This is a genomic window from Mucilaginibacter sp. HD30 (assembly GCF_054061755.1).
The window spans coordinates 546,443-572,067 of record NZ_JBSSEO010000001.1; the positions used below are offsets into that span (position 1 = coordinate 546,443).

Sequence of the window (25,625 nt, forward strand, 5' to 3'; positions counted from 1 at the left end):
TTGAGACATGAGAATTGAGATTTCAAACAGGCTTTTAAATGTTGATTGCAAAGTAAACCGTTTTGGTATGCTTTCTGTCTCCCCTATCTTAATTCTGGCTTACCGAAGAGCAAATGGTTTCTCAAATCTCAAATCTCAAATTTCAGATCTCAAATGATATTAACCCTGCTGATATTTATCCCTCTACTGTTCGGCGCAGTTATAGCTGTTATCCCGTCTGATTGGCGCCGCAGTTTCAGGTATATCACCTTGTTGGCAACGCTTGTTCAGTTAGCCATCAGCATTTACATCTATCTAAACTTTAAAACTGGCCATGATTTTGCCGGTGTTGCCAAGGAAGCACAATACCAGTTTGTACAAAAACTACCATGGATAAACCTTAACCTGGGCTCATTAGGCAGAATGCAGATTGAGTACTTTGTAGGGATAGACGGGATTTCGCTGCCTCTGCTGGTTATGACCTCGCTTGTGTTAGTTATAGCTGCCCTTGCATCGTGGGAGATAAAGAGCAATATTAAAGGTTTTTTCATCCTTTTTTTGGTATTGGATATGGCCGTTATCGGCGTGTTTTGTGCGTTAGATTTCTTTCTGTTCTATATTTTTTACGAGCTGATGCTGCTTCCGCTCTTTTTCCTTATAGGTATGTGGGGTGGTGTGCGCCGCGAATATGCCGCAATAAAATTCTTTCTGTATACCTTATTCGGTTCCGTGTTTATGCTGCTGGTAATGATAGGGCTTTACCTATCCGTTACAGATCCTGCAACAGGCAATCACACCTTCAATATGGTGCAGATGATGAACCCTAATAATTACGCCCCTGGTTCTATATTTTCTGTAATGACACAGCAAACGCTGTTTGGCGTTCCGGCGCGGATAATCGGCTTTATTGTTCTGTTTGTTGCCTTTGCAATTAAGGTCCCCGTAGTACCATTGCACACATGGCTGCCCGACGCGCACGTAGAAGCACCTACGCCGGTGTCTATAATACTTGCTGCTATCTTGCTTAAAATAGGCGGGTATGGCATTATCCGCATCTGTATCGGTATCTTCCCTGATGCTGCCGTTTCCGGTGCGTTTTGGTTAGGGCTGCTGGGTGTTATCTCCATACTATACGGGGCCTTTAACGCCCTTGCACAGCGCGACCTTAAAAAAGTGGTAGCTTATTCTTCCGTGTCGCAAATGGGTTTCGTACTATTGGGTATTGCCTCTCAAACGGCCGAAGGTTTAAGTGGAGCCGTGATCCAAATGGTGAGCCACGGCTTTTTATCGGCCATGCTGTTCTACCTGGTAGGGGTGGTGTACAACCGCGTGCACGACAGGGATATTTACAATTTCAGAGGATTAAGCAGTTTAATGCCTAAGTATACAGTGTTCATTATGATTGCCTTTTTTGCTTCGTTAGGTCTGCCGGGTTTTTCCGCTTTCATAGCAGAGGCGTTTTCGTTAGCCGGAGCGTTCAAGTCGCCATCAGTTAATGGCTTGCTGCCTTACTGGATGGCGGTGTGTGGTGCTGTTGGAATCTTGTTTAGTGCCGCTTACTTTTTGTGGACACTTCAACGCGTGTTCTTCGGTTCGCTATCATTAAAAGGCGGCGAGATCTGGAAAACCGCACTTGTTGACCTTAACCGGCGCGAATTGGTAGCACTGATACCACTTGCCGCTGCCACTTTAATATTGGGCATAATGCCATCATTGGTTTTTGATAAGATAAACGATTCTGTGTTGGCCCTCGTTCAGTTTTTACAGATAGGTAAATAAACATTATGCACCAACTGCTGCCACATATATCAACGCAATTACAAGGCATTCTGGGCGATCTAAATGAGTTCGTGCCCGAAATATACCTGGCGGTGATATTTGTGGTAGTACTTTTAGCCGACCTGCTGGTTGGCAAAACATGGGCAAAGGTATGCAAGGCGCTGGCCTTAATGGGTATGCTTGCTGTTATAATTCAGATTTTAGGTCAGGTGGTTGAATTGAAGAACGGCGTTGGGCTTTTGTTTGGCGATATGCTGCTGCAAAGCCACACTTCGTTAATATTCAGGTTGATCATCGACGTATCCGCTTTTATACTGCTTTTGTATTTTGATTGGGACAAGAAACTAAGATTGCACGGGAAAGGTCTGGGCGACCTTTATTCCATAACCATTGCCTCAGTGTTCGGCCTGCATTTAATGACGATGGCGTCCAACCTGCTCTCCATGTATCTTTCGGTTGAGATGGTTTCCATTGCGTCGTATCTAATGGTAGCCTATCGTTCAGAAAACGCCTTTAGTGCAGAGGCGGGCTTAAAGTACGTGTTATTTGGTGCAGCAGCTTCGGCAGTGATGTTATATGGCATATCATTATTATATGGCTTATGCGGCACGCTTGGCTTGTTTGATGCGGGCTTTATATCAGGTTTGAATCAGGCTAATGCAGTAGCGGTATCATTTGCCATCGTGCTTGTTTTAGTAGGGTTAGGATTTAAACTGTCATTTGTTCCGGCACATTTTTGGGTGCCCGATGTTTACCAGGGTGCACCAACACCTGTAACGGCTTACTTATCAACCGTACCTAAAATAGCAGCTTTTGGCTTACTGATTAACTTTTTAACACCGTTCATATCCTCCGCCGATTGGAAATCTTTTGATTTTAGAGTAGCGCTTTCCGTCATCGGTATAATTACCATGATAGCCGGCAACTTTGCTGCGGTTATGCAAAATAACGCTAAACGTATGCTGGCCTATTCAAGTATAGGGCATACCGGCTTTGCTTTAATGGCAATTGTAACTTTTAGTGCAGAGGGGATAAGTACCTTAACTTTTTATCTGGCTGTTTATGCTGTCGCTAATATTGGTGCCCTGGCACTGGTCAGCTATTTTGAGCATATAACCGGTTCTGATGATATTGCAAATTATAAAGGTTTGGGTCTTAAGTATCCGGTTGCTTCAGTTTGTTTTGTAATTATCCTTATTTCATTAACGGGTTTGCCTGTAACTGCGGGGTTTAATGCTAAATTATTGGTGTTTTCTTCGGTATACGGCGTTTATCAGCAAAATAATAACCTTTTATTGCTCTTTTTAACCATAACTGGCGCATTAACTACAGTGGTATCGCTTTTCTACTACATAAAAATACCGCTAAACCTTTTTCTAAAACGCTCCGAAGTTATTGACGCGTCCCCCGCGCCAACAAATTTGCTAATGCTGGCAATTATAGTAAGTATTGCGCTTGTGCTTTTCGGTATTTTCCCGGCACTTATTGTGAATATTTTATAAAAAATTCGTTTTTTATTAACATTTATTAATAAAAATTAATTTTATTTGATTTATATGTGATATAAATCATAATTTCAGCCACTTTTTAAAATTAACTACAAATTATTCGATGAAACGTTACGTTCCTTTTAGTATTATAGTAATTGCGCTGATATTAACCTTTGTTTTTCCTTCTGTGGAAATAGATAAGACCGCAAATGCTACTTACAACACCGGCGACGTTGCCTGGATGCTAATGTCTACGGCGCTTGTTTTGATCATGACGCCGGGCCTTGCGTTCTTTTATGGTGGTATGGTTAACAAAAAGAACGTTATTTCTACCATGCTGCAAAGTGTAGTATGTATGGTTATCATCACCGTAATGTGGGGCATATTCGGTTTTAGTTTAGCCTTTGGCGATAGCATTGGCGGTATTATAGGCAACCCCGCTACCTTTTTTATGATGAAGGGTATGTTGAGCAACAACACCTGGCCTTTGGCCCCAACAATACCTTTGCTTTTATTTGCTATGTATCAGCTTAAGTTTGCCATTATTACCCCGGCGCTTATTACCGGCGCATTTGCAGAGCGCATCCGCTTTAACTCTTACATACTGTTTTTATGCCTTTTCAGCATTTTTATTTTTTCTCCTTTGGCCCACTCTACCTGGCACCCTGATGGTATTTTATTTAAAATGGGTGTACTTGATTTCGCTGGCGGAACCGTTGTGCACATGTCGGCCGGCTGGGCCGCTTTGGCATCAGCACTATATTTAAAGAAACGTAACGAACAAAGCCATTCACCGGCACGCATTACCTACGTTATAATAGGCACAGGCTTGTTATGGTTCGGATGGTTCGGTTTTAACGCAGGGTCTGCTTTTGGGGCAAATCATTTGGCTGTAACAGCATTAGCTACAAGCACGACGGCCTCTGCCGCGGGTGGTATAGCATGGATATTTTTTGATATGGTACGCGGTCGCAAACCGTCTGCTATGGGTACATGTATAGGTGCCGTAGTAGGTTTGGTAGCAATAACTCCGGCGGCCGGTTTTGTTTCAGTGCCGCACTCGTTGGCAATCGGTATTATATCATCTGTAGTTAGTAACCTGGTTGTTGAATGGCGCACCCGCACATCTATTGATGATACGCTTGACGTGTTTCCTTGCCACGGCGTAGGCGGTATGGTAGGTATGTTGCTTACCGGCGTATTTGCTCATTCCAATGTAAACGCCGCTAATACTACAGGCAATGGTTTGTTCTTCGGCGAAACTCATTTATTCCTGGTACAATTATTTGCTATGGTTATCGCATCGGTATTTGCGTTTTTCGGCTCATTGTTGTTGCTTAAAATAACAGATATGATCTCTCCGCTGCGTGTGTCCAGCGAAGAAGAAGTAATAGGTTTGGATATTAGCCAGCACGGCGAGAAATTGTAACCTTGATTTGCCTTATTAAAGGATTTTAAGATTTTTTTAATAAAGCCGGGATTTATTCCCGGCTTTGTTCTTTTTTTCATTGCGACGCAACGCATCTTATGATCCTTAAATCCTGCTGATCAAGGTTCAGACAATATTATACCAATTAATGACATTTAGGTTAACGCATCTTTACGATAAAGTTATAACTTTGCCCGCTCATTACCAATCATGAGCGATCAGATTAAGCATGAATGCGGTGTGGCATTTATCCGTCTACTAAAGCCACTTTCTTATTATCAGCAAAAATACGGCACTGCGCTGTATGGCTTAAACAAACTGTATCTTTTAATGGAAAAACAACACAACCGGGGCCAGGATGGCGCAGGCGTTGCTACCATTAAATTAGATGTAGCTCCGGGTAAGCGGTACATAAGCAGGCACCGTTCTATGGCATCAAATGCCGTGGCTGATATTTTTGAATACATACAGAAGAAATTCGCTGATATTCAGAAAGAAATGCCTGAGAAAATGGCTGATGCCGACTGGCTGAAAGAACATGTTAGCTTTACCGGCGAAGTGTTATTAGGGCATTTGCGTTATGGCACACATGGTAAAAACAGCATTGAAAGCTGCCACCCATTTTTACGCCAAAACAACTGGATGACGCGTAACCTGGTAATTGCAGGTAACTTCAACATGACTAATGTTGATGAGCTTTTACAGCAACTGTATGACCTCGGTCAGCATCCCAAAGAAAAAGCCGATACCGTTACTGTTTTAGAGAAGATAGGGCACTTTCTGGATACCGAAAACCAGGGCTTGTTTGATCAGTACAAACGTGAGGGCCTTGACGATAACATGCAGATCAGTAACCTTATCGCCAATGATATGGACGTAGCCAAGATCCTTACAAAATCTGCGCGTAACTGGGATGGTGGTTACACCATTGCCGGTATATTTGGCCATGGTGATGCCTTTGTAATGCGCGATCCGGTTGGAATTCGCCCAGCTTATTACTATTATAACGACGAGATTGTAGTGGCGGCCTCTGAACGCCCTGCCCTGCAAACCGCCTTTAATATCCCTATTGACGATATTAAGGAGATAAAGCCCGGCCATGCCCTTATCGTTAAGAAGAACGGTAAGATAACGGAGAGCATGTTCAGCGAACCACAGGAAAGAAAAGCTTGTTCGTTTGAGCGCATCTACTTCTCGCGTGGCAGCGACGCGTCAATTTATAGGGAGCGTAAGCAGTTAGGTAGATTGCTTTGCCCACAGATATTAGATGCAGTTAATAATGATATCAAAAACACTGTATTCTCTTACATCCCTAACACAGCCGAGGTTGCTTTTTATGGAATGGTTGAGGGCGTGCACAAATACATTAAAAAGTACCAACGCGACCGCCTGCTTAACCGTGAGGACAAGATAAGCGAAGAAGAACTAAGCGAGGTGCTGTGTATGGCGCCACGGGTAGAGAAGATAGCCATTAAGGACGTAAAACTGCGCACCTTTATTACGCAGGACGCCGACCGTAGCGAAATGGTGGCACACGTTTACGACAGCACTTACGGCCTCATTAAAAACGGTACTGATACGCTTGTGATTCTGGATGACTCAATTGTTCGGGGGACTACCTTAAAGCAAAGTATCCTTAAAATTCTGGACAGGTTAGGCCCTAAAAAGATAATTGTGGTATCATCTGCGCCACAGATCCGGTACCCTGATTGCTATGGTATTGATATGTCGCGGATGGGCGAGTTTGTTGCTTTTGAGGCCGCTATCAGCTTGCTGAAGGAGCAGGGCAAAGACAGCGTTGTATTAGATACTTACCAGAAATGTAAAGCAAGCGCATCTTTACCAAAAGAAGAAGCAAGCAATTACGTTAAAGCTATTTACGAACAATTTACAGATCAGCAGATTTCTGACCGTATAGCGAAGATCATTACGCCGAAGGAGATCAACTGCGAAGTGCATGTAATTTATCAAACGCTGGATAACCTGCATATAGCTTGCCCTGACCATACGGGCGACTGGTATTTTTCGGGTAATTTCCCAACTCCGGGTGGCAACAAGGTGGTTAACCGCGCCTTTGTTAACTGGATGGAAGGTAAGAACCAACGCGCTTATATGTAGTATTTAATAGAGGTGTTGCAAAAAATATGTATTACCCTCTACTAAAAGCGCTAAATAATTGAATATTAATTAGTTGAAATTTTCGGGTTCTATAACCTAAAAGTGCATATTTAGCTGTATAAGGATGTTAATGAATTGATTATCAATTAGATTGAAAAAGGAAATAGAGTTTTTTAGCAACAGTTTTAGCAACACAATAGCAACAGATTAGCAACACTTTTGCAACAGCAAATTCGCTTAAAAAGAAAGCCCCTTTCTGTTAAGAAAGAGGCTTTTTTGGATAGAATATTTTTGCGAACAATTAAGTCTTAGAACAACATCTCTGCCGGCGGCGTAACACCTTTTAAACGAAGGTAAGGTGTGGTTTGGCCGCGGTGGTGGGTTTGATGTTCGAAAGCCTTAGCTAAAGCAAGCCCTTTAGTGGTTTTCATGTTAAACAGGGTTATCTCCTGTGTCATTTCTGCGGCGGGAATACTCTGTATGGTGGCAATTGCATAATCATAACTATCTAATACCGCCTTGGTAACAGCCTCTTTAGTTGGCGTTACAGATTTTTCAGCATCGGCTGCGGCTGGAGGTGTTTTACCTACCGCACTGGCGGTAAACATGTAATTAGCGCCTGCCAGGTGCAGCATTTGTTGTGCGAATGACCGTACCTCAGGCGTGGCTTTAAACGCATATCCGTCTGCAGGCATGGCGTCTAAATAAGCTTTGGTATAAGCTTTTGCGCGGGTCCATTCTGCAATATTTTGTTCTTTAGTTATTTGCGCGAAGGCAGTTGTACAGGCAATAGCAAGCAAACTGAATAGAAGAGTTAGTTTTTTCATGTTGTTGGTTTAATGTTTTTTGTAAAGTTAACTAAATCACTGTAATTACTTCATCAAAAAGGCATCAGCCTGTTCCCGAAAAACAGTTCCTTATAAGCCCGCCATTCCGGATGCTCTGCAAAAGTTTCGCGGTGTAATATGGTCAGGCTGGTGGCTTTAAAGTTGGTTTCGTACTTACTGTTTTCAAAGTGGGGCCATAATTTTTTAAAAAGGGAAGGCGAAATGTTTTTTACCACGGTGATGTGCGGAACAAAGTTAACTACTCTTATGCCCATTTGCTGGCGCAGCAGCTTAAACCAGTTATGATTGGGCGGTGCCACATTAACCACGGCATAAATGGTAAAACCAACCGCGCCGTGCGTAAAATAATTAAAACCTTTAATCTGCAGTTCTACAGGCTGCATACTAAGCAAGCGTTTTTCCATATTTAAAATAAATGGCTCAGCCATAAACGGTTTGCAGCGTTCCTGGTGGGTTATGCTGATGTGCGCGATAGCATGCATGCCCTTAAACAGTCCTATCTTATTGGCCGAGGCGCGCTTGTATTTGCTTATCTGTTTAATAACCTCATCGGGCGGAGAAATGATCATTAAATAATCTTTATAGCTTTCCATTTATAATGCAGATAAGGGCAGCTAATTTTGCTAAAAATATTAGTATTTTAAAATTTATTTATCGACATTTGTGTTATGGAGCACAAGCGGTGGATAGTACATATTGACCTTGATTCATTTTTTGTTTCTGTTGAACGAAAATTTGATCCGTCGCTAAATGGCAAACCGGTTTTAATAGGCGGCTCTGCCGAGCGGGGTGTTGTCGCGTCGTGCAGTTACGAGGCGCGTAAGTTCGGTATCCACTCGGCTATGCCTATGAAACAAGCTTTGCGTTTGTGTCCTCATGCTACCGTTATACGGGGTTCGCATGGGCTCTATTCCGAAGCGTCGCGCGAGGTAACAGAGATTATTCATGACAGCGTGCCCCTTTATCAAAAAACATCAGTTGATGAGTTTTATATAGACCTGACGGGGATGGACCGATACCATGACAGCTATCAGTTGGCTTCTGAACTTAGGCAACGGGTTATCCGCGAAACCGGCCTGCCTATATCTTTTGGTATGGCCTCAACCAAAACCGTTGCAAAAATGGCAACCAATGAAGCCAAGCCTAATGGACAATTATTAATACCGCACGGCAGCGAGGCTGCTTTTATGGCGCCCCTGCCCATACGTAAAATACCTATGCTGGGCCAAAAAGCCTGCGAAAAATTGTACCAGTTTGGTATTGAAAAGATAGGGCATTTACAAAAGGCCGACGTACGTTTTTTAGAAACTATTTTTGGCAAACACGGCCGGGACATTTGGGAGAAGGCGCACGGATTGGACGACGGCGAAGTAGTTGCCGGTCACGACCGGAAATCCATGTCGACCGAAAATACATTTCACACTAATGTAGCCGACCTTAAAGCCTTAGAAACATCGCTGGTATCAATGACGGAAGAACTGGCATCCAAACTACGAAGGGAGGGCTTGGTAACATCGTGCCTGGCCATAAAATTGCGTTACGCCAATTTTGAAACGCATACCGTGCAGGAGAAGATCCCCCTTACAGCGGCAGAACATATTTTGATCCCGGGCGTAAAAAATCTGCTCAAAAAAGCCTGGAACCAAAACCGGCCGGTGCGTTTAATAGGGGTAAGGTTAAGCAATTTATGCCCCGGTAGTTACCAGATCAACCTGTTTGAAGAAAACGAGGAACGCATCCGCCTGTACCAGGCTATGGATAATATCAACGGTAAATTTGGCGATAAAACCGTTTGCCGCGCTGCGGGAATGGCGATTGGTACACGAAATTTTAATCCGTTTATGCGGGGGTGAGTGATTCAAAGGCAACTCAAGATTGTTGTTTGAGCAATATAGAAATTTGGACTAGTAATTAAAAGGAACAATTAGCGAAAGAAGTCGTTGGTGCAAATCACATTTAGCCGTGTATATTCTTATATATTAGGGAATTATTACATATTTGTGGACAAAACCAAGCCGAACTTCCTTTAAATGAATTTTACAAAGATCACAATTAAGACTACATGCGATTGTTTTTCAGATGCTGAAGAGAATTTAACAGATACTTTTGTAAGAAGGGTAAGCCGTTCAGGAAACCTCAAAGATTCCGATTTCAAAAACCATATAGAGAGAAATAGAGTTGTCAGTGAGCTTAATAGTTGCGAAGATATTTGTGGCTACCATGGAGTTTCCATTGAAATATGGAATGAGCAGAGTGCATCGTTATTAAAGGGTAAGTATTTACAAACTGCCATAATTAGTCCTCAGTTTAAAAAAAATCTATGCGTTATTAAATTGAAACCCAATTGTGGCTTGATAAAACATACGCCAAATCAAATTGAAGAATATAATGAGTTCCATTATGATTTTTATAAAGACGATGATTTTTTGGTAAGTAAGATCGAACTTATTGCAATGATTCCGTTAATGGCCGAGTAATGTTTGATATAAAAGATCAGTATAATGTTGTTACTACTTTACCTGTAATTAGGGATAATTACAGAGTGCTCCATTTTGATGAATATCCTATATTATTTTCGGGAACAAATAAATACGGAAATATACTTCTTAGCTCATTGGCATCAGAGGAAGATGATATTTTTAGATATTTTACCATCGAGCTAGATGATAAACAATATTCAGATTTTATTAATAGAAAAGTATCTTATCGGGAACTGATAAGGGCTAATCAAGAAGTTTTTGTTGTTGATAAAGACATAAATGACTTTGAAATAGCAACATATCAAGTACCTTTAAACGACATACCATCTGACTACTTACCACATCCTAATTCATACATTCCAGAACAACTATTTTCATCTTCATTAAATTTCACATTTAGTTTAAAAGGAAAGTTGGCTGATTTACATAAAGCTTTTGTTTATGACGTAAATAGTGTGAGTGAAAAAATCTACGCCTATTTAAAAGAAAGTCTCGAAAGTTTAAGTCACTTGGCATTAAATCCGCTTGTTTATTCTCAGCCCTCCAAAATTGGAAGTTACCAATTGAATTTTGACATCGAATTTGAGCAAAGAAATCAAATGGAAATGTTTCCCATTGACCAAGAAAAAGTAAAGCAATTTATTAATCAGTATTTGAATTATATAACGTATAGATTACCAGATGAAGAAGGGCTTAATTTGGGCGATATAACTTACAATTCTGAAGCGTTTAGAAAAATAAAGGATACTTTAATAGATGTGTACGAGGGTAGCGGGCGTATTCCGCCTCAATCAACAATGGACGAGAGGTTAATTGAAAATATTCAAAATTCTGCAATTAAACTATCGGATGTAACTGAATATTTAAAGTCTAACAAAAGTTTCAATACAATAGAATTAGGACATTATAGCGAAGAGGGAAATTTTTCATCTATAGGGGTTATAACGGATGATTATAAGGACGCTATTAGTTCAAAATTATTTTTGGAAGATGAGTTGCTTTTGGAATCCGCTGATGTAGAAGCTGATGAAACTCAAAAAGATTATAGAATATTAGTTTATTCATTAAATAGGGAGTCAGGAAATGGCAGAGCGAAGTTGTACTTACATGATGAGGTTTACAATAGAATAATACTTCACGTGCACAGAGGTGAGAATGAGTTATCTAATTCCGTATATACAAAGAGCTTAGATGAAGACAAAGTAGTTGATGTTAAAGGGATCGCTACAAAAGTTGCGGGGATATATAAAAAATTGGACTGCTATCTTAAATAGTAGTTATTTAGTTAAGAAACACCTATTATTTAGCGAAGGTTAAGAGTGCTGTTGTTTCTTCAGCTTTGCATTGCTGCTGTTTTTCAGTTCCCACGCCTGTTTCCGCATTTGTGTTAAGGAAACGTTGGATTTTTTTGATTTGGCTTGCTTGGCCAATTGGTTCATCTCCGAGAACGATATGTTGTAATTCATCTTTGACGTTTTTCATTTATGTTCAATCAAAAATACAGTTTTATCTTAATTTAAAAACCGCGAAGCATGTTGCCTAATCACACCTACTTCCTTATATCAATCACCGTCCCTGATATCACATATTTAAACAGCGTATCCATGTCTTTATTGCTTAGCGCGATACAGCCGTTGGTCCAGTCCTTAGCCCCGACTCGATCCGGGCGTGTTCCATGAATCATTATCCCTACACCCGGTTTAACGTTCCGTGTAATAGCGTCCGCCTTATCTGCGGCATTGGGATAGGATATCCAGAAACTTTTATAATATTTATCGTCCCTGTCGGTTTTATTATCTACGTAGTAAACTCCTTCAGGCGTACGCCCGTCACCATCACTTTGTTTATCTCCCAGGGGATTTCTTCCGAGATTTATCTCGAACTGAAAAATAGCTGCACCTTTTCGCTGAAGTAGCATCATTCTACGACCTTTAAACACCAGGATACTATCGGCCATTAAAAATGTTGCAGCAATATCCCTGAATTTTTCTTCGTTTGTTTTTTTAACCTCCCTTGTATTGAAAGCTTTCTGACGGGGCCAACGGGCGATAAAATCGTGCTTTAAGGTTTCTAAGCCCATTTTTGTATACCGTTGCAACTTAAAAACCTCGCGGTTTCTGTAAATCATCCCTTCATTATTAAATACAACGGCAATGTATTGCCTGAAATTAAGTTTATTGCCCGCGTCGTCCACCACCACATTTGTCGTATCAATACCTGCCGGCATCATTTTTATGATGGTATTTGCATCGAGTGGCTCAATGCCAGGCTTACCTGTTTGGCAGGCCACTATACATAGCGTTAACACCAGGGCCGGTAAAAAATAAGGTTTTAAAAAAGGCATAGGTTAAAGATAACGAAATAGTTAGTTATAGCAATAGTGGCTGTATATACAAAGGATACTTGTAAGTAAATAATGCTTATCTTAATGCCGCTATTAAAGCATCACAAAACTTATGGCAAATCCCGGTACAGAACAGTTAAAAAGAGTTTTAAAGCCGGTGCACCTATGGGCCATAGGGGTGGGGCTGGTAATATCGGGCGAGTACTTTGGCTGGAACTACGGTTGGGGCGTATCCGGCACCATAGGCATGCTAATAGCCACACTGGTTATCACCGTAATGTACATCACCTTTATTTTTAGCTATACCGAATTAACAGCGGCCATACCGCATGCGGGCGGCGCGTTTGCCTACGCTTATCGCGCAATGGGGCCATTCGGCGGGCTTATTGCCGGCTATGCTACCTTGATAGACTTTTTGCTTGCTACCCCTGCCATTGCCGTTTCGTTGGGGAGCTATATGCATTTTCTGTATCCCGCTATACCCATAGTACAGTCGGCACTTGTTTTTAATACCGTCTTTATTTTGCTAAATATTTCGGGCGTTAAAGAGTCGGCTGTATTTTCCTTGTTCATAACCGTTTTGGCGGTAGCAGAATTGCTGTTATACATTGGTGTAATAGCGCCTCATTTTAAAATGCAAAACTACCTTACCGACCCTATGCCTTTTGGCTGGGCCGGCGTATTTGCCGCCTTGCCTTTTGCTGTTTGGTTTTATCTGGCTATTGAGGGCATGGCCATGGTTGCAGAGGAAGTAAAGGAACCTAAAAAGAACATTCCTAAAGGATATATCTCTGCCCTGGCAACGCTGGTGCTGCTGGCTCTGGCGGTAATGATATTAACCGGCGGCGTATCAGACTGGCATAAATTGAGCAACCTTGATTACCCCCTGCCCGAAGCCATTGGGCTGGTTATGGGTAAAGCGTCGGGCTTAACCAAAATATTTGCCAGCATAGGCCTTTTTGGCTTGATCGCGTCATTACATGGTATTATCCTGGCATCGTCACGGCAAATATTTGCTATGGCACGCAGTGGTTATTTACCTGGCGGACTGGCGCAGGTAAATCATAAATTTAAAACGCCGCATTGGGCCATAATAGCAAGCGGTGCGGTAAGCTTTATAGCCATAATTAATGGTACCACGGCGCAGATAATTGTACTATCGGTATTAGGCGCTGTTATTATGTATATGATGAGTATGCTGAGTCTTTTTATTTTGCGGAAGAAGGAGCCTAATTTAGATAGGCCTTTTACGTCGCCTTTTTATCCTCTTTTTCCGGGTATTGCTTTGGTGTTATCGGCAGTGTGCCTTGTTTCAATTATCTATTTTAATGTTGAATTAAGCCTGATATTTTTTGCGTTGTTAGCTGTGGCGATAGTTATTTTTATGCTGATGGGAAAACACAAAACTAAAATAATGAATGACGATTTATTGAGTTAGTGATTGAGTGATTTGATTTATATAACCATTATGCAACTAATACCAAAAGCCATGATCTATGAACCACCAACTATGAACTAAACATCAACCACCAACCATGAAATAAACATGTACCGCCATACCATTAAAAATAAGGTATACAGCTTTGCTGATCTGAAAGCGCTGCTGGCAAAGGCATCGCCGTTTCGGTCGGGCGATGAGTTGGCGGGGCTATGTGCCTCGAGCTATGAAGAAAGGGTTGCGGCGCAGATCACATTGGCCGATGTACCTTTAAAAGCTTTTTTGAACGAGGCGCTGATCCCTTATGAAAAGGATGAGATAACGCGGTTGATAATGGATAGCCATAAGCAAACTGCTTTTTCACCTATCAGTCATTTTACCGTTGGCGGGTTTTATGACTGGCTACTAAGCGAGGAGACGGACAGCGAAACACTTAAAGCAACGTCAGCGGGTATTACGCCCGAAATGGCAGCAGCGGTTTGCAAGCTAATGCGCAACCAGGACCTTATCGCGGTAGCAAAAAAAATAGCGGTCGTTACTAAATTCAGAAATACTATAGGCCTGAAGGGGCACTTCTCAACCCGTTTACAGCCCAATCATCCCACCGACGATCCAAAAGGTGTGGCGGCCAGCATTATTGATGGTTTGCTTTACGGTAGCGGCGACGCCGTTATTGGTATAAATCCCGCAAGTGATAGTCCTGCTGCCGTAGGAAAATTGCTTAGCCTAATGGATACCCTGCGGCAGCAGTTTTCCATACCTACCCAAACCTGCGTTTTAAGCCATATTACTACCACTATGCAGCTGCTTAATACCGGCGCCCCTATAGACCTTTGTTTTCAATCTATAGCGGGTACACAATTGGCTAACAGTAGCTTTGGGATAAATTTAAATCTGCTGGATGAGGCCTATGATGCCACATTAGCATTAAAGCGCGGTACTGTTGGCAATAACGTTATGTATTTTGAAACCGGGCAGGGCAGCTGCCTCTCGGCCAATGGCAATTGCGGCGTAGACCAGCAAACCTGCGAAGTGCGGGCTTATGCCGTGGCCCGGAGGTATAAGCCCTTGCTGGTTAATACGGTGGTAGGTTTTATCGGGCCGGAGTATTTGTATGATGGCAAGCAGATCATCCGCGCGGCTTTGGAAGACCATTTTTGCGGAAAGCTGCTTGGCTTACCCATGGGTGTTGATGTTTGCTATACCAACCATGCCGAAGCTGATCAGGATGATATGGATAACCTGCTTACGCTGTTGGGTGTGGCGGGCTGCACTTTTGTAATGGGTATACCAGGCTCGGACGATGTAATGCTGAACTACCAGTCAACCTCTTTTCACGACGCGGTATACCTGCGGAAGGTGTTAGGATTACGCCCCGCACCAGAGTTTGAAGCATGGTTAATGCAGCAGGGAATAATTGGCGACAAAGGCAACTTGCTTGAAGTTAATGCAAGCCATAATTTACTTAAATCCGGAGGGTTTTAGCGTGGGCAACGAAGAAATAGGAAAGCAGGGCCTACTACATGCCTTAAGGGCATTTACCCCGGCCCGAATTGGTTTGGGTCGCACTGGATCGGGAATACCGCTGAAAGCTTTTCAGGAATTTAAACTGGCCCACGCCCACGCCCGCGATGCTGTTTATTCTGAGTTGGATGTTGATGGTTTGAAAGCTGATCTTGACCAATTTGACCTGCCTTTAATAACTTTACACAGTGCAGCTGCCTATCGCGAACAATACCTGCAAAGGCCCGATCTGGGAAGAAAGCTTGATGAAGCATCAGCAGAAGAAATAAGCAATTACCATTCGCCCTGCGATGTTGCTATAATTATTACAGATGGCTTATCGGCTACGGCGGTTAACAATAATACTATACCATTACTGCGATTGCTTGTGCCGATGCTGGCCGCGGTTAAAGTAACACTCGCTCCAATAACACTGGTAAAACAGGGCAGAGTAGCCATCAGTGATGAAATTGCCTACGCATTGGGCGCAAAATTGTCCCTGATACTTATTGGTGAGCGACCAGGATTGAGCGCTGCTGATAGTGTGGGCGCTTATATAACTTTCAATCCCAAACCTGGGCTTACAGACGAATCGCGCAACTGCATATCTAACATCCGGCCGCAGGGACTTAACAGCACCGCTGCCGCAAAGAAGATCTTTTACATAATACAGGAGGCCTTTAAAAATAAACTGACAGGCGTCAGGTTAAAAGATAACGAAGGCTTGCTGCAAGGTTGAGATGCCTTTTTTGCCTTGGTAAATTGTGTGATGCTAACCTTAAGCAAAAACTTGCAGAGCACAGCGCTGAAAATCATAATGATTTGTCTTGTACAATATCAGTACTGTTGCTCTCAACAACACCGACAAATTGTTGAGATGTTCCGTTCCTTACGTACAATTGCGCATAACCCGATCTGTCCACGTTTAATTTAAGCCTCAATCCATCGAAGGTTTTGGCAACTATAGAAACTGTCCAATTTCCTTTTTTATTTACCTCAGCTTTGTAGTCAAAATCTGTTACTAAAACTTTATATACAGACCCGTTTTGCTCATATGGATCCATAGATCCCATATCATACCTGTGAAACAAAGGTAATAACACATGAAGTTTACCATCAGATATAGTAACTTCGTACCTCGCAGGTAGTGGCCTTCGCTCCAGCTCGGGAGTGTAAGCTGCATTAGCCTTAAAAATATAATTGCGAGATTTCATTATCTCATTTAAACTAACAACCTTGTTCGCTACAAGCTGCGCTTTTGTAGTTTGAGCGCTGCTTGAACCAAGTATGGCCAGCCATAACACACTTAAAATGACTAATTTTTTCATAATGGATGTGGTTTGACGTTTTGAATGGATTAGGTTTAACTATTAGTATTAAAGTTACCAAAATTGTCATAATAAAACAAAGAAGCCATTCTGAAGTTTTTTAGAATGGCTTTGTAGCATCAATTTTTGGTTTTATTTCTTCCAATGTTCCACTAAAAGATATTGGCTGCCGGTTAAGCAAAGTTATCTGCAAATTAGCATACCCTCCCGCACTCACTGTTAAGATCATTCTTTGTACATCAGCCGGTGCCCGTTGTTGTAAATCCAACGGCTTAAATACGATCTCCATACTCCCCTTCTTCTTTTCGGTCACCTTGTAATCAAATTTTGTTGTTTTTAGTTTTATGCCACCTTCTGTTGGGTTTAATGGTGCCGTGTAGGCTACTCCATAATAAGGTAAAAAGGCAGTCAAAGTGTCGTTAGAAAGTGTCAGATCATACGTGCTTGTAAGCGTTACAGACCCACCACCCATCATTGATGCAAGATTACCCGCCTGTATGGATGAACCACTCACCTGCACAGATGAACTACCCGTTGGATTGGCAGAATTAGCTTTAAAAACATACTTCTTCCCCTCAACTATACGTTTAAGTTCTGCTGCTTGCGCTGCTTTTTTATCAGCTTTTGTGTTTTGGGCAAAACCTGTGCCTGTGCAAAACAAACAAATAAGAATAGCGTAATTAATATTTAATAACTTTTTCATAGTTAACTTTTAAGGGTTAAAAGAAAGGGCAGCAGACGGTATATAAAATTAAGTAAAAAACAGCATAAACAAAAAAAGCTGCCCTCGCTCAGTAGGACAGCTTTTGCATTAAATGGTTTAAAAAAATTATATCAGGTTAACGCTGCGGTTTACAAACTCTGTAAGTTCAGCGCCTGTAAGCAGTCCTTGAGATAAAAGCGCCAGATCAAATGCCTGCTTGGCCAGTTGCGATTGCACATCTTCGTTTTCTTCCTGCGCTATGCGGCTCACCAGTTTATGGTTACCGTTAACCACTACATTGTAATTATCGGGCATGTTGCCGTAAAAGCCCATACCGCCGCCCATGGCTGCCATATCTTTCATACGGCGCATAAACTCATTCATGGTTACAGTTACAGGTAACTCGTCAGGGCTTAAGCTTTCCAGCTCAACCTTGTAAGCAGGTTTGCCTATGGCTTTATCAAAAACGGTTTTTACTTTGGTTGCTTGTTCTTCGGTTAAAACATGCGCAGGTGCGTCGTCTTTTTTGATGAGTTTATCAGCTACATCAGAGTCAACACGCTTTAACGAAGTTTTATCCAATTTTTGCTCCAGGTGACTGATAAAGTGGTTATCTATCGGCAGAGTTCATCAGCAATACATCATAACCCTTTTTATTAGCCGACTGGATAAAGGCGTCCTGCTTGGCAGCATCATTGGTGTATATGTAAACTACCTGGCCTTCTTTATCAGTTTGTTCTGGTGCAACTTTATCCTGGTATTCGGTTAGGGTAAAGTTTTCTTTGGCGGTATTGGTTAGCAATACAAAGTCTTTTGCTTTATCATAAAACTTGTCTTCACTTATGAAACCATATTTTACAAACATGCCAATGTCGGTCCATTTTTCTTCGTAAGCTTTACGGTCGGCTTTGAATAACTCAGCCAGTTTGTCTGCTACTTTTTTGGTGATATAGCTGTTTATCTTTTTAACGTTGCTATCGGCCTGTAAAAAGCTGCGCGATACGTTAAGCGGAATATCCGGTGAATCAATAACACCATGCAGCAACATTAAAAACTCAGGTACAATGTCCTTCACTTCATCGGTAATGAATACCTGGCGAGAGAATAACTTGATCTTGTTTTTCTGCATCTCGAAATCGTTCTTCAATTTCGGGAAGTACAACACGCCTGTCAAATTAAAAGGATAATCGACGTTCAGATGGATCCAGAATAAAGGCTCCTCGCTGAAAGGGTATAGCTGTTTGTAAAAGTCGAGGTAATCCTCATCCTTCAATTCAGAAGGCGCTTTGGTCCAAATAGGGTTGGTATCGTTAATAATGTTATCAACCTCAACTGATGTGTATTTGGTTTTACCTTCTTCGTCAACACCATCTTCAACACTTTCTGTTTTAGTGCCGAATTTAATAGGCACCGGCAGAAAACGGGCATATTTATCCAGAATTTCCTGTAAGCGGTGTTTGCTCAAAAACTCTTCAGACTCAGCGTTTATATGTAAAGTTATCTCAGTTCCTCTTTCTTCCAACTGGCCAACGCCTATTTCAAACTCTGTGCTGCCATCGCAAACCCAGTAAGCAGGTTCTGCACCATCCTGGTAAGATAGCGTTTGAATCTCAACCTTATCAGCCACCATAAAGGCAGAGTAGAAACCTAAACCAAAACGACCAATGATCTCGTTGGCATCTTTGGCTTCTTTAAATTTCTCCATAAACTCGGTAGCGCCCGAGAATGCTATCTGGTTAATGTATTTTTTAATTTCTTCAGCGGTCATGCCCAATCCACGGTCGGATATGGTAATGGTTTTTGCAGCTTCGTCAAAAGCTACTTCAACGCGCAAATCACCTAACTCGCCATTGTACTGACCCAGTGCTGCCAGGCGCTTAATTTTCTGCGTAGCATCAACAGAATTTGATACCAGCTCGCGCAAAAATATCTCGGTGTCCGAGTATAAAAATTTCTTAATGATCGGGAAAATGTTCTCGGTATGTATCGAGATCGTTCCTTTTTCTTGCATAGTGCTATAGTTTATTTTTTCGGTTAAATATTCAAGTATCAACCCTGCTTATCAATGCCTGTTCCAAAAGGTAGTTTGTTGTCAAATTGGCAGATGCGGGTTTCTTACCTTTACGTCAAAACCGCTTATATTCGTCTATGCTAAGCCAGGAAGATCTTCAATTTTACATATCCCTTTTAAAAGGTGTAAGCATTGCAGATGTTTACCGGCTTTTTAAAACGGCAAAGATCAAAAAGCTGCGCGCCGGAGAGGTTTATATTGCCGAGGGATCTACCTCCACAAAAATGGGTCGCATAAAAAAGGGCCTGATAAGAGGATATCAGCTTAAACCCAATGGCGAGGAAATAACCCTTACACTGAGTTGGGAAAACCAGTTTGTAGGATCATACGACAGTATTGCATGGCAAAAACCTTCGCGTTTTATTTTTGAGGCTGTGGAAGATACCACGATTATGGAAATTGACTACAAAATAATGCAGGAATTTGCAGATCGTAATCCGGCTATAGGCGTCCACCGTTCTAATATCCAGTTGCGAATGCTGGAGAAGGCGATAGACAGGATAGAATCATTTGTACTGATGTCAGCAACCGAAAGGTACTTAAAACTGGTACATGATAAACCTGATATAGTTAACCGGGTGCCTGATAAACACCTGGCCACTTATCTGGGTATTACGCCGGTTTCGCTTAGCCGAATCCGCAAACGGATAGCACAGGGCAAGCAGCATTAATTAGCATTTGTTAATTTTTTTTATGCCGCTCAGCATTAGGTTTGTGTTACAATAAACCATATATCACCATGAGTAAAAAGTATAATTTACCAAGCGGCGTAAACAGACTAGTAAGCATTACAAGCGCTTATAAAATATTAACCGACCCAATTGCATTAGTCAATATGAGGTTAAAGCGGTTTGGTGGCACTTATTCTGCCTTTATACCGGGAAGGGGTCGGACCATAATTACGCAGAATGGCGATTTGATCAATTATGTGCTTCGCGAAAATCATACAAATTATAAAAAGCCCGACCTGGTTACCGCCGAAGCTGTTAAGCAATTTGGAAGCAGCGTGCTTTTTACCAATGGCGATGACTGGCGCAGGCAAAGGCGGTTGATACAACCTGCTTTTCATCAGGGCAATATACATGCTTTATACAAAACTGTTATTGATACTATCAACACATTGTTAGCAGATTTGCCACAGGGTGATAAAGTGGATGCGTTTCCATTAATGCGCCAGCTTTCGTTTTCTGTTTTGATCAACTCGCTTTTCACTATTGATATTTCTAAGCAAATGACAGATGAGCTATGCAAGACTTTTGTAGATATGCAGGCCTTTATGCTGAAAGATATTTTCCATCCGTTTAAAAAACTGATGTACCCGTTTACGGGTGAAGAGAAAAAGGTGGCACAGCAGTGGATACGTATCAGAAAAATGCTGAAAGAAATTATTGACCAAAGAAGGGGCGACGATAAGCCGCATAACGACCTACTGAATATGTTGCTAAGCGCCAGGTATGAGGATACTGATGAGGGTATGGAAGACGACTTGCTGATGAGCGAACTTTTGGTATTGTTGTTTGCCGGTCATGAAACAACCGGCGCTACGCTTTCATGGCTGTTATATCTTATCGCGTCGGATAGCCAGGTTTTAGAAAAGTTGAAAAGCCGTGTGGCTGAGATAGATATAATGGATAGCCCACGGGATAGCTATATAAATGCCGTTATCAATGAGAGCATGCGCTTATACCCGGCAGTTTGGCTAACTGAACGGCAAACAATAAACGACGATAACTTTAATGGTTACAGCTATCCCGCCGGTACCACTATATTGGCTTATTTTTATGGCATGCACCGTGACAGTGCTCATTGGGAAGACCCTGAGAAATTTAAACCCGAACGCTTTATAACAAGCGATGGAACTATTAATAAGAGTATAAAAAACTTCTTTCCATTTGGGGGAGGCCCGCGTATGTGCGTAGGTAATAACTTTGCTATGGCCGAGATATCGTTTATACTACATGCCATTTTTTCCAAGTTTGATATTAAACCTACATCAGCAATACCTAAAGCATGGCCGTTACTTACTATGCGCCCGCGTGAGGTTATTCTCGATATTAAAAAAAAGTAAAGCGTTATGCCAGGTACTACGCCAATACTACCTCAAAACATTTTGCGTTTAATTTGTTATACTCATATAATTTACCACCTACCATACCGCGGATAGCTTAAGTTCTCTTCTACTTACCCCATCAACCATATATTAGGTTAAATACAGAGTTTTGAATAAACGTATTTTAATTTTAGACGATAACCGCGATATACTGGATATTGTGACGGAAGCGCTTAGCTATGCACAGTTTGAGGTAATGGATATTTCGTTGGGTAGCAAACTGTTTGATGCTGTGCGCGACTTTAAGCCCGACCTGATCCTGCTGGATCATCGCTTGTCAGACGCTAAAGGGAGCGACCTTTGCCGTCAATTAAAGGCAATGCCCCAGTATAGCCATATCCCGGTTATTATATTCTCGGCTTACATAAACCCCGGCGACGCTTCAGTTGCCAATTGCGATGGCTATTTGTATAAACCGTTCGACCTGGATGAGCTATTTAATACTGTACGCCGGATGTTGCCTGCGGTAAAGGAAGTAGCATTATGAAAAATGAACACTTTAAGCTCTGCCTTTATGTAGTCGGCGATTCTTATAAATCTAAAACCGCTATTGATAACCTTAAAAAATATTGCGAGCAACATTTAAATGGTGCTTATACTATTGAAGTTATTGACCTACTGAAACACCCCCATTTAGCAGAAGGAGAGCAGATCGTAGCCACGCCCACACTTATTAAAAAGCTGCCAGCGCCTGTGCGGTTAATGGTTGGCGACCTGTCGCAAGAAAACAAGTTCCTGGTAGGGTTGAACCTGATGCTTGTTAAGGACTGATTTTATAGACCTTAATTGGAAACAAATTGTATGGTGACGCTTAATAATAAATTGCTTTTTTAGCTATTATAACCAAAAACGAGTTAATTCAGCCTAATTCCCTCAAATATGCAATAGCGGACGGCTTATTGCAGGGTATATGTAAATAGATGCTATGCCCAAGAAAATACTCATCATTGAAGATGATGCAGATATATCAGAAATACTGAACCTTATACTTCAAACGGAAGGTTACGAAGTTGTACTTTCTACAGATGGCGAAGCTTGCCATCATTTAAAAGATATTATGCCTGACTTAATATTAATGGATGTGCGCCTTAAACCGCCTGGCCAAAACGGCGATGCTATTTGCATGCAGCTAAAATCTGATGTAGACACGCGTTGTTTCCCCGTAATGCTTTTATCTGCAGAAACTGATCTGCGCGCACTTAGCCATGCTTGCGGAGCGAACGGTTTTTTAAGCAAACCTTTTGATATGGCGGCACTTCTTTGTCAGGTAAAGGATATGATTGGAAAGAATGTTGCATAACCAATCTGCGCGCATTATTACAAGTATTTAAAAATCATTATCTTTGCGCCCTAACCCCGCTGCGTGAGAAAGAAAGTATTAATTATTGAGAATGACACGGATATACGGAATATCATGGAGTTTATTCTTGAAGAACAAGGGTTTGAAACCTTAAGTACACCCGAACCGGAGAACCTGGATGAGATAATTCCATTCAAACCTGATCTTATCCTGTTAGACGAATTTATTAACAATCACCCTGGTCATCGCCTCTGTAAAAAGATGAAGCAAGTAAATGCTTTAAAAGATATTCCGGTTATTATCCTCTCTACAGCTAACGATATTGAAATAATTGCCACCGAGTGCAATGCTAACGACTATATCAGCAAGCCGTTTAATGTGTCAGATATGATTGATAAAGTAATGCGCCTGGTTAACAACCTGCCACTGGCTTATTGATATCAACGCGCTTTTACCGGCAGTGTAAAGAAAAAAGTTGAACCTTTTCCACGCTCACTCTCCACCCATATCTGCCCCTCGTGGCGCTGAATGATCTCGGCGCTAAGGTATAACCCAATTCCGAAGCCGGAAATGTGACGCGTATGGTTGCTTTCAACCCGGTAATAACGGTCAAAAATATGATCGCAATCCTCTGCACTGATCCCTAACCCTTCATCAGTAACACTCACACAAACCTTGTTAAGCTGCAAGCTGCAGGCTACTGATATTTTAGAGCCTTTGGGCGAGTATTTTACGGCGTTACTAAGCAGGTTAACCAATACCGAACTTATTTTTTCCCTGTCAGCCAGCAATACCACTTTATCGCATTTTTGGAGTTCGATAATATGAGCCGGCCCTGTGAGATTAATTTCGCCAATTACCTCCACAATAAGATCGCCGATGATAAAGGGTTGTTTATTTATCTGGATCTTTCCCGATTCAAGCCTTGAAATGTTGAGAAACCCGTTTATCATGGTGCTCATTCTTTTCACTTGCAAGTTGGCCCTGCTTAAGGCTTCGGGCACAAAGGCGTCGTCTGATCTTCTTAACTTATTATTTAATACCTGTAAAATGGCGGTAAGGGATGTTAACGGGGTTTTTAGCTCGTGACTCACCATGCCGATAAAATCATTTTTTCGTGCCTCATCTTGTTTTCGCTCAGAGATATCTCTTGCTATTTTTGACAGCCCGATCAAATTGCCGCGGCTATCCTTAATAGGCGATATGGTGAGCGACACATCTATAGGCCTGCCATCCTTGGTTTGTCTTTTAGTTTCGTAATGTTCAATGCGCTCTCCGCTTTTTAAGCGCGATAGTATCATGGGTTCTTCGTCGTGCCTGTCTGTAGGGATCAGTTTATAAATGGTCTCGCCAATCATTTCATCGGCAGTGTAACCAAATATCCGCTCAGCAGCGTCATTCCAGGTCATAATAACACTTTCCAGCGTTTTACTGATTATTGCATCGTCAGACGATGCTACAATAGCTGCTAAACGGGCGCTTTTTTCCTCTACCTGTTTAAGGTCTGTAATATCCAGCACGGTACCCATAAAGCGCACGGCAACATCCTGTTCAAATTCAACGGTACCTTGCGCATTTACCCAACGCACCTCGTTATTATCAAAGCGGGTAATGCGATGACTAACTTCGTAACGGCCTGTAGAGCCTGGCTGAAGGCTCTCATTGATGCGGGCCATTACCCATTCCCTATCGTCCGGATGGATGTGCCGTGTATAAGTATCAAAGTCTACCGCTTGTTCTTCACTAATACCAAATATGTTTCGACATTCCTTAGACCAGTGAAGACTTTCTCTTGATGGGAGATAATCCCATGTTCCAAGCCCGGTTGATTCCACTGCCATGCGCAGCCGCGATGCGCTGGCCGCCATTTCACGATTAGAGTCAACCAAATGTTGCTGTATCTCTACAAGTTCTTGATTGCTTGCGGCCATCTCTTCATTTACGGCTGCCTGCTCTTCGTTGGCCTGTGCAAGGTCATGTGTGCGTTTGGCTACCCGCTCTTCCAGCTGGCCGTTCAATGTATTAAGCTGCTCCTGTGTTTCGCGCAGATCCATATTGGCAGCAAGCAGGTCTGCGTTAAGCGCTTTGATCTGTTCCGTGGTTTCCACTTGCTCCATATGACTTTTAAGCAGCGCGCGTTCAGACAATATCTTATCAGTTACATTAGTAGCCAGCTGAATGATGTAGGTTATATTGCCATCACTGTCTAAGACCGGCGTATGGCTCGGGTCCCAGTAACGTTGAATAAAATTGCCCGGATTATCAATGTCCGGTACATCATACCGCTGTATGCGCATTTTGTCGGGTTTTTTGGTACGCAGCACGGTTTGTAAAGAGGCGTTGATATTTTGCACACCGTCGGCATCGGGCAGGCTGGGGTTCTCTGGAAAAGCCTCAAAAATATGCTTCCCAACTATTGCTTCACGGGTGGTTTCAGTTGCCTGTAAATATAGGTCGCTGGCCGTCAGGATGTACAGATCCGGCGACAGTATTAAATACATATTTGGCGCTGTTTCTAACGCTTTAAGGGTCTCGGTCGAAGGTACTTTAGTAGCAGGCATGTTTAAAGCGTTATTTCATGTCTCTTGTTGGGTTTCAAAATCAATTAGTATGCCGAACGTTAAACACACAAATAAAAACTTTGTTCGCATGTAATCAAATAAACGCCGTTTCGATTACTGACGTAGCTTAATAAGTTAACCTAT

The 25,625-nt window shown here is 42.1% G+C and carries 23 protein-coding genes and 1 pseudogene; 16 read left to right on the forward strand and 8 right to left on the reverse strand.

The window, feature by feature from the left end:
- Positions 1-153 precede the first annotated feature (153 nt).
- The 4 genes from ACVW2L_RS02670 to ACVW2L_RS02685 all read left to right on the forward strand — a co-directional run bounded on the left by ACVW2L_RS02670 (position 154) and on the right by ACVW2L_RS02685 (position 6,795).
- A complete protein-coding gene (locus ACVW2L_RS02670) occupies positions 154-1,758 on the forward strand; it encodes a complex I subunit 4 family protein (RefSeq protein WP_457126407.1) in 1,605 nt (534 codons plus the stop codon).
- Positions 1,759-1,763: 5 nt separating this feature from the next.
- On the forward strand, positions 1,764-3,260 hold the full coding sequence (locus ACVW2L_RS02675) for an NADH-quinone oxidoreductase subunit N (RefSeq protein WP_457126408.1): 1,497 nt from the start codon (positions 1,764-1,766) through the stop codon (positions 3,258-3,260).
- A gap of 109 nt (positions 3,261-3,369) precedes the next feature.
- Positions 3,370-4,677 carry an ammonium transporter gene (locus ACVW2L_RS02680; protein WP_457126409.1) on the forward strand — a complete coding sequence of 436 codons (1,308 nt, stop codon included), beginning with the start codon at positions 3,370-3,372 and terminating at the stop codon, positions 4,675-4,677.
- A gap of 210 nt (positions 4,678-4,887) precedes the next feature.
- Positions 4,888-6,795, forward strand: a complete 1,908-nt coding sequence (locus ACVW2L_RS02685) for an amidophosphoribosyltransferase (RefSeq protein WP_457126410.1) — start codon at positions 4,888-4,890, stop codon at positions 6,793-6,795.
- Between the two features lie 308 nt (positions 6,796-7,103).
- Here ACVW2L_RS02685 and ACVW2L_RS02690 read toward each other — a convergent pair whose 3' ends face one another.
- Together ACVW2L_RS02690 and ACVW2L_RS02695 are read right to left on the reverse strand one after the other, a co-directional pair.
- On the reverse strand, positions 7,104-7,622 hold the full coding sequence (locus tag ACVW2L_RS02690; RefSeq protein WP_457126411.1) for a DinB family protein: 519 nt from the start codon (positions 7,620-7,622) through the stop codon (positions 7,104-7,106).
- A gap of 53 nt (positions 7,623-7,675) precedes the next feature.
- On the reverse strand, positions 7,676-8,236 hold the full coding sequence (locus ACVW2L_RS02695) for a 2'-5' RNA ligase family protein (protein ID WP_457126412.1): 561 nt from the start codon (positions 8,234-8,236) through the stop codon (positions 7,676-7,678).
- Positions 8,237-8,311: 75 nt separating this feature from the next.
- On the opposite strand from ACVW2L_RS02695, the gene dinB reads away from it, so the two are divergent.
- From dinB to ACVW2L_RS02710, 3 genes are all read left to right on the forward strand, one after another.
- The gene (gene dinB / locus ACVW2L_RS02700) at positions 8,312-9,496 is read left to right on the forward strand and encodes a DNA polymerase IV (protein ID WP_457126413.1); all 1,185 of its coding nucleotides are present in this window, start codon (positions 8,312-8,314) and stop codon (positions 9,494-9,496) included.
- 177 nt (positions 9,497-9,673) lie between these two features.
- Positions 9,674-10,120 carry a hypothetical protein gene (locus tag ACVW2L_RS02705; RefSeq protein ID WP_457126414.1) on the forward strand — a complete coding sequence of 149 codons (447 nt, stop codon included), beginning with the start codon at positions 9,674-9,676 and terminating at the stop codon, positions 10,118-10,120.
- Entirely contained in the window at positions 10,120-11,397 is a 1,278-nt protein-coding gene (locus tag ACVW2L_RS02710; RefSeq protein WP_457126415.1) for a hypothetical protein, read from the forward strand. Before ACVW2L_RS02705 ends, ACVW2L_RS02710 begins: the two co-directional genes overlap by 1 nt.
- A 25-nt stretch (positions 11,398-11,422) precedes the next feature.
- On the opposite strand, the gene ACVW2L_RS02715 is transcribed toward ACVW2L_RS02710, so the two are convergent.
- Both ACVW2L_RS02715 and ACVW2L_RS02720 read right to left on the reverse strand, forming a co-directional pair.
- The gene (locus tag ACVW2L_RS02715) at positions 11,423-11,605 is read right to left on the reverse strand and encodes a hypothetical protein (protein WP_457126416.1); all 183 of its coding nucleotides are present in this window, start codon (positions 11,603-11,605) and stop codon (positions 11,423-11,425) included.
- A 67-nt stretch (positions 11,606-11,672) separates the two neighbouring features.
- Positions 11,673-12,467: a L,D-transpeptidase family protein gene (locus ACVW2L_RS02720; RefSeq protein WP_457126417.1), complete on the reverse strand. Its 795-nt coding sequence runs from the start codon at positions 12,465-12,467 to the stop codon at positions 11,673-11,675.
- 112 nt (positions 12,468-12,579) lie between these two features.
- Here ACVW2L_RS02720 and eat point away from each other — a divergent pair, with 112 nt between their 5' ends.
- The 3 genes from eat to eutC all read left to right on the forward strand — a co-directional run bounded on the left by eat (position 12,580) and on the right by eutC (position 16,147).
- Entirely contained in the window at positions 12,580-13,905 is a 1,326-nt protein-coding gene (gene eat, locus ACVW2L_RS02725; RefSeq protein WP_457126418.1) for an ethanolamine permease, read from the forward strand.
- Between the two features lie 108 nt (positions 13,906-14,013).
- Positions 14,014-15,390: an ethanolamine ammonia-lyase subunit EutB gene (locus ACVW2L_RS02730; RefSeq protein ID WP_457126419.1), complete on the forward strand. Its 1,377-nt coding sequence runs from the start codon at positions 14,014-14,016 to the stop codon at positions 15,388-15,390.
- On the forward strand, positions 15,353-16,147 hold the full coding sequence (gene eutC, locus ACVW2L_RS02735; protein ID WP_457126420.1) for an ethanolamine ammonia-lyase subunit EutC: 795 nt from the start codon (positions 15,353-15,355) through the stop codon (positions 16,145-16,147). The genes ACVW2L_RS02730 and eutC overlap by 38 nt, the downstream gene beginning before the upstream one ends.
- A 73-nt stretch (positions 16,148-16,220) precedes the next feature.
- Here eutC and ACVW2L_RS02740 read toward each other — a convergent pair whose 3' ends face one another.
- The 3 genes and pseudogenes from ACVW2L_RS02740 to htpG form a co-directional block, all read right to left on the reverse strand.
- A complete protein-coding gene (locus ACVW2L_RS02740) occupies positions 16,221-16,736 on the reverse strand; it encodes a DUF4251 domain-containing protein (RefSeq protein ID WP_457126421.1) in 516 nt (171 codons plus the stop codon).
- A gap of 100 nt (positions 16,737-16,836) precedes the next feature.
- Positions 16,837-17,439 carry a DUF4251 domain-containing protein gene (locus ACVW2L_RS02745; RefSeq protein ID WP_457126422.1) on the reverse strand — a complete coding sequence of 201 codons (603 nt, stop codon included), beginning with the start codon at positions 17,437-17,439 and terminating at the stop codon, positions 16,837-16,839.
- Positions 17,440-17,565: 126 nt separating this feature from the next.
- Positions 17,566-19,450, reverse strand: a pseudogene (gene htpG, locus ACVW2L_RS02750) (molecular chaperone HtpG).
- A 137-nt stretch (positions 19,451-19,587) separates the two neighbouring features.
- On the opposite strand from htpG, the gene ACVW2L_RS02755 reads away from it, so the two are divergent.
- The 6 genes from ACVW2L_RS02755 to ACVW2L_RS02780 all read left to right on the forward strand — a co-directional run bounded on the left by ACVW2L_RS02755 (position 19,588) and on the right by ACVW2L_RS02780 (position 23,358).
- Positions 19,588-20,181, forward strand: a complete 594-nt coding sequence (locus ACVW2L_RS02755; RefSeq protein ID WP_457126423.1) for a Crp/Fnr family transcriptional regulator — start codon at positions 19,588-19,590, stop codon at positions 20,179-20,181.
- A gap of 68 nt (positions 20,182-20,249) precedes the next feature.
- On the forward strand, positions 20,250-21,578 hold the full coding sequence (locus tag ACVW2L_RS02760; protein WP_457126424.1) for a cytochrome P450: 1,329 nt from the start codon (positions 20,250-20,252) through the stop codon (positions 21,576-21,578).
- Between the two features lie 151 nt (positions 21,579-21,729).
- Positions 21,730-22,107 carry a response regulator gene (locus ACVW2L_RS02765; RefSeq protein WP_457126425.1) on the forward strand — a complete coding sequence of 126 codons (378 nt, stop codon included), beginning with the start codon at positions 21,730-21,732 and terminating at the stop codon, positions 22,105-22,107.
- Entirely contained in the window at positions 22,104-22,391 is a 288-nt protein-coding gene (locus ACVW2L_RS02770) for a circadian clock KaiB family protein (protein ID WP_457126426.1), read from the forward strand. Before ACVW2L_RS02765 ends, ACVW2L_RS02770 begins: the two co-directional genes overlap by 4 nt.
- A gap of 154 nt (positions 22,392-22,545) precedes the next feature.
- Positions 22,546-22,920, forward strand: a complete 375-nt coding sequence (locus tag ACVW2L_RS02775) for a response regulator (protein ID WP_457126427.1) — start codon at positions 22,546-22,548, stop codon at positions 22,918-22,920.
- A 63-nt stretch (positions 22,921-22,983) separates the two neighbouring features.
- Positions 22,984-23,358 carry a response regulator gene (locus tag ACVW2L_RS02780; protein ID WP_457126428.1) on the forward strand — a complete coding sequence of 125 codons (375 nt, stop codon included), beginning with the start codon at positions 22,984-22,986 and terminating at the stop codon, positions 23,356-23,358.
- Between the two features lie 2 nt (positions 23,359-23,360).
- Here ACVW2L_RS02780 and ACVW2L_RS02785 read toward each other — a convergent pair whose 3' ends face one another.
- Positions 23,361-25,481 carry a PAS domain S-box protein gene (locus ACVW2L_RS02785; RefSeq protein WP_457126429.1) on the reverse strand — a complete coding sequence of 707 codons (2,121 nt, stop codon included), beginning with the start codon at positions 25,479-25,481 and terminating at the stop codon, positions 23,361-23,363.
- Between the last annotated feature and the right edge of the window lie 144 nt (positions 25,482-25,625).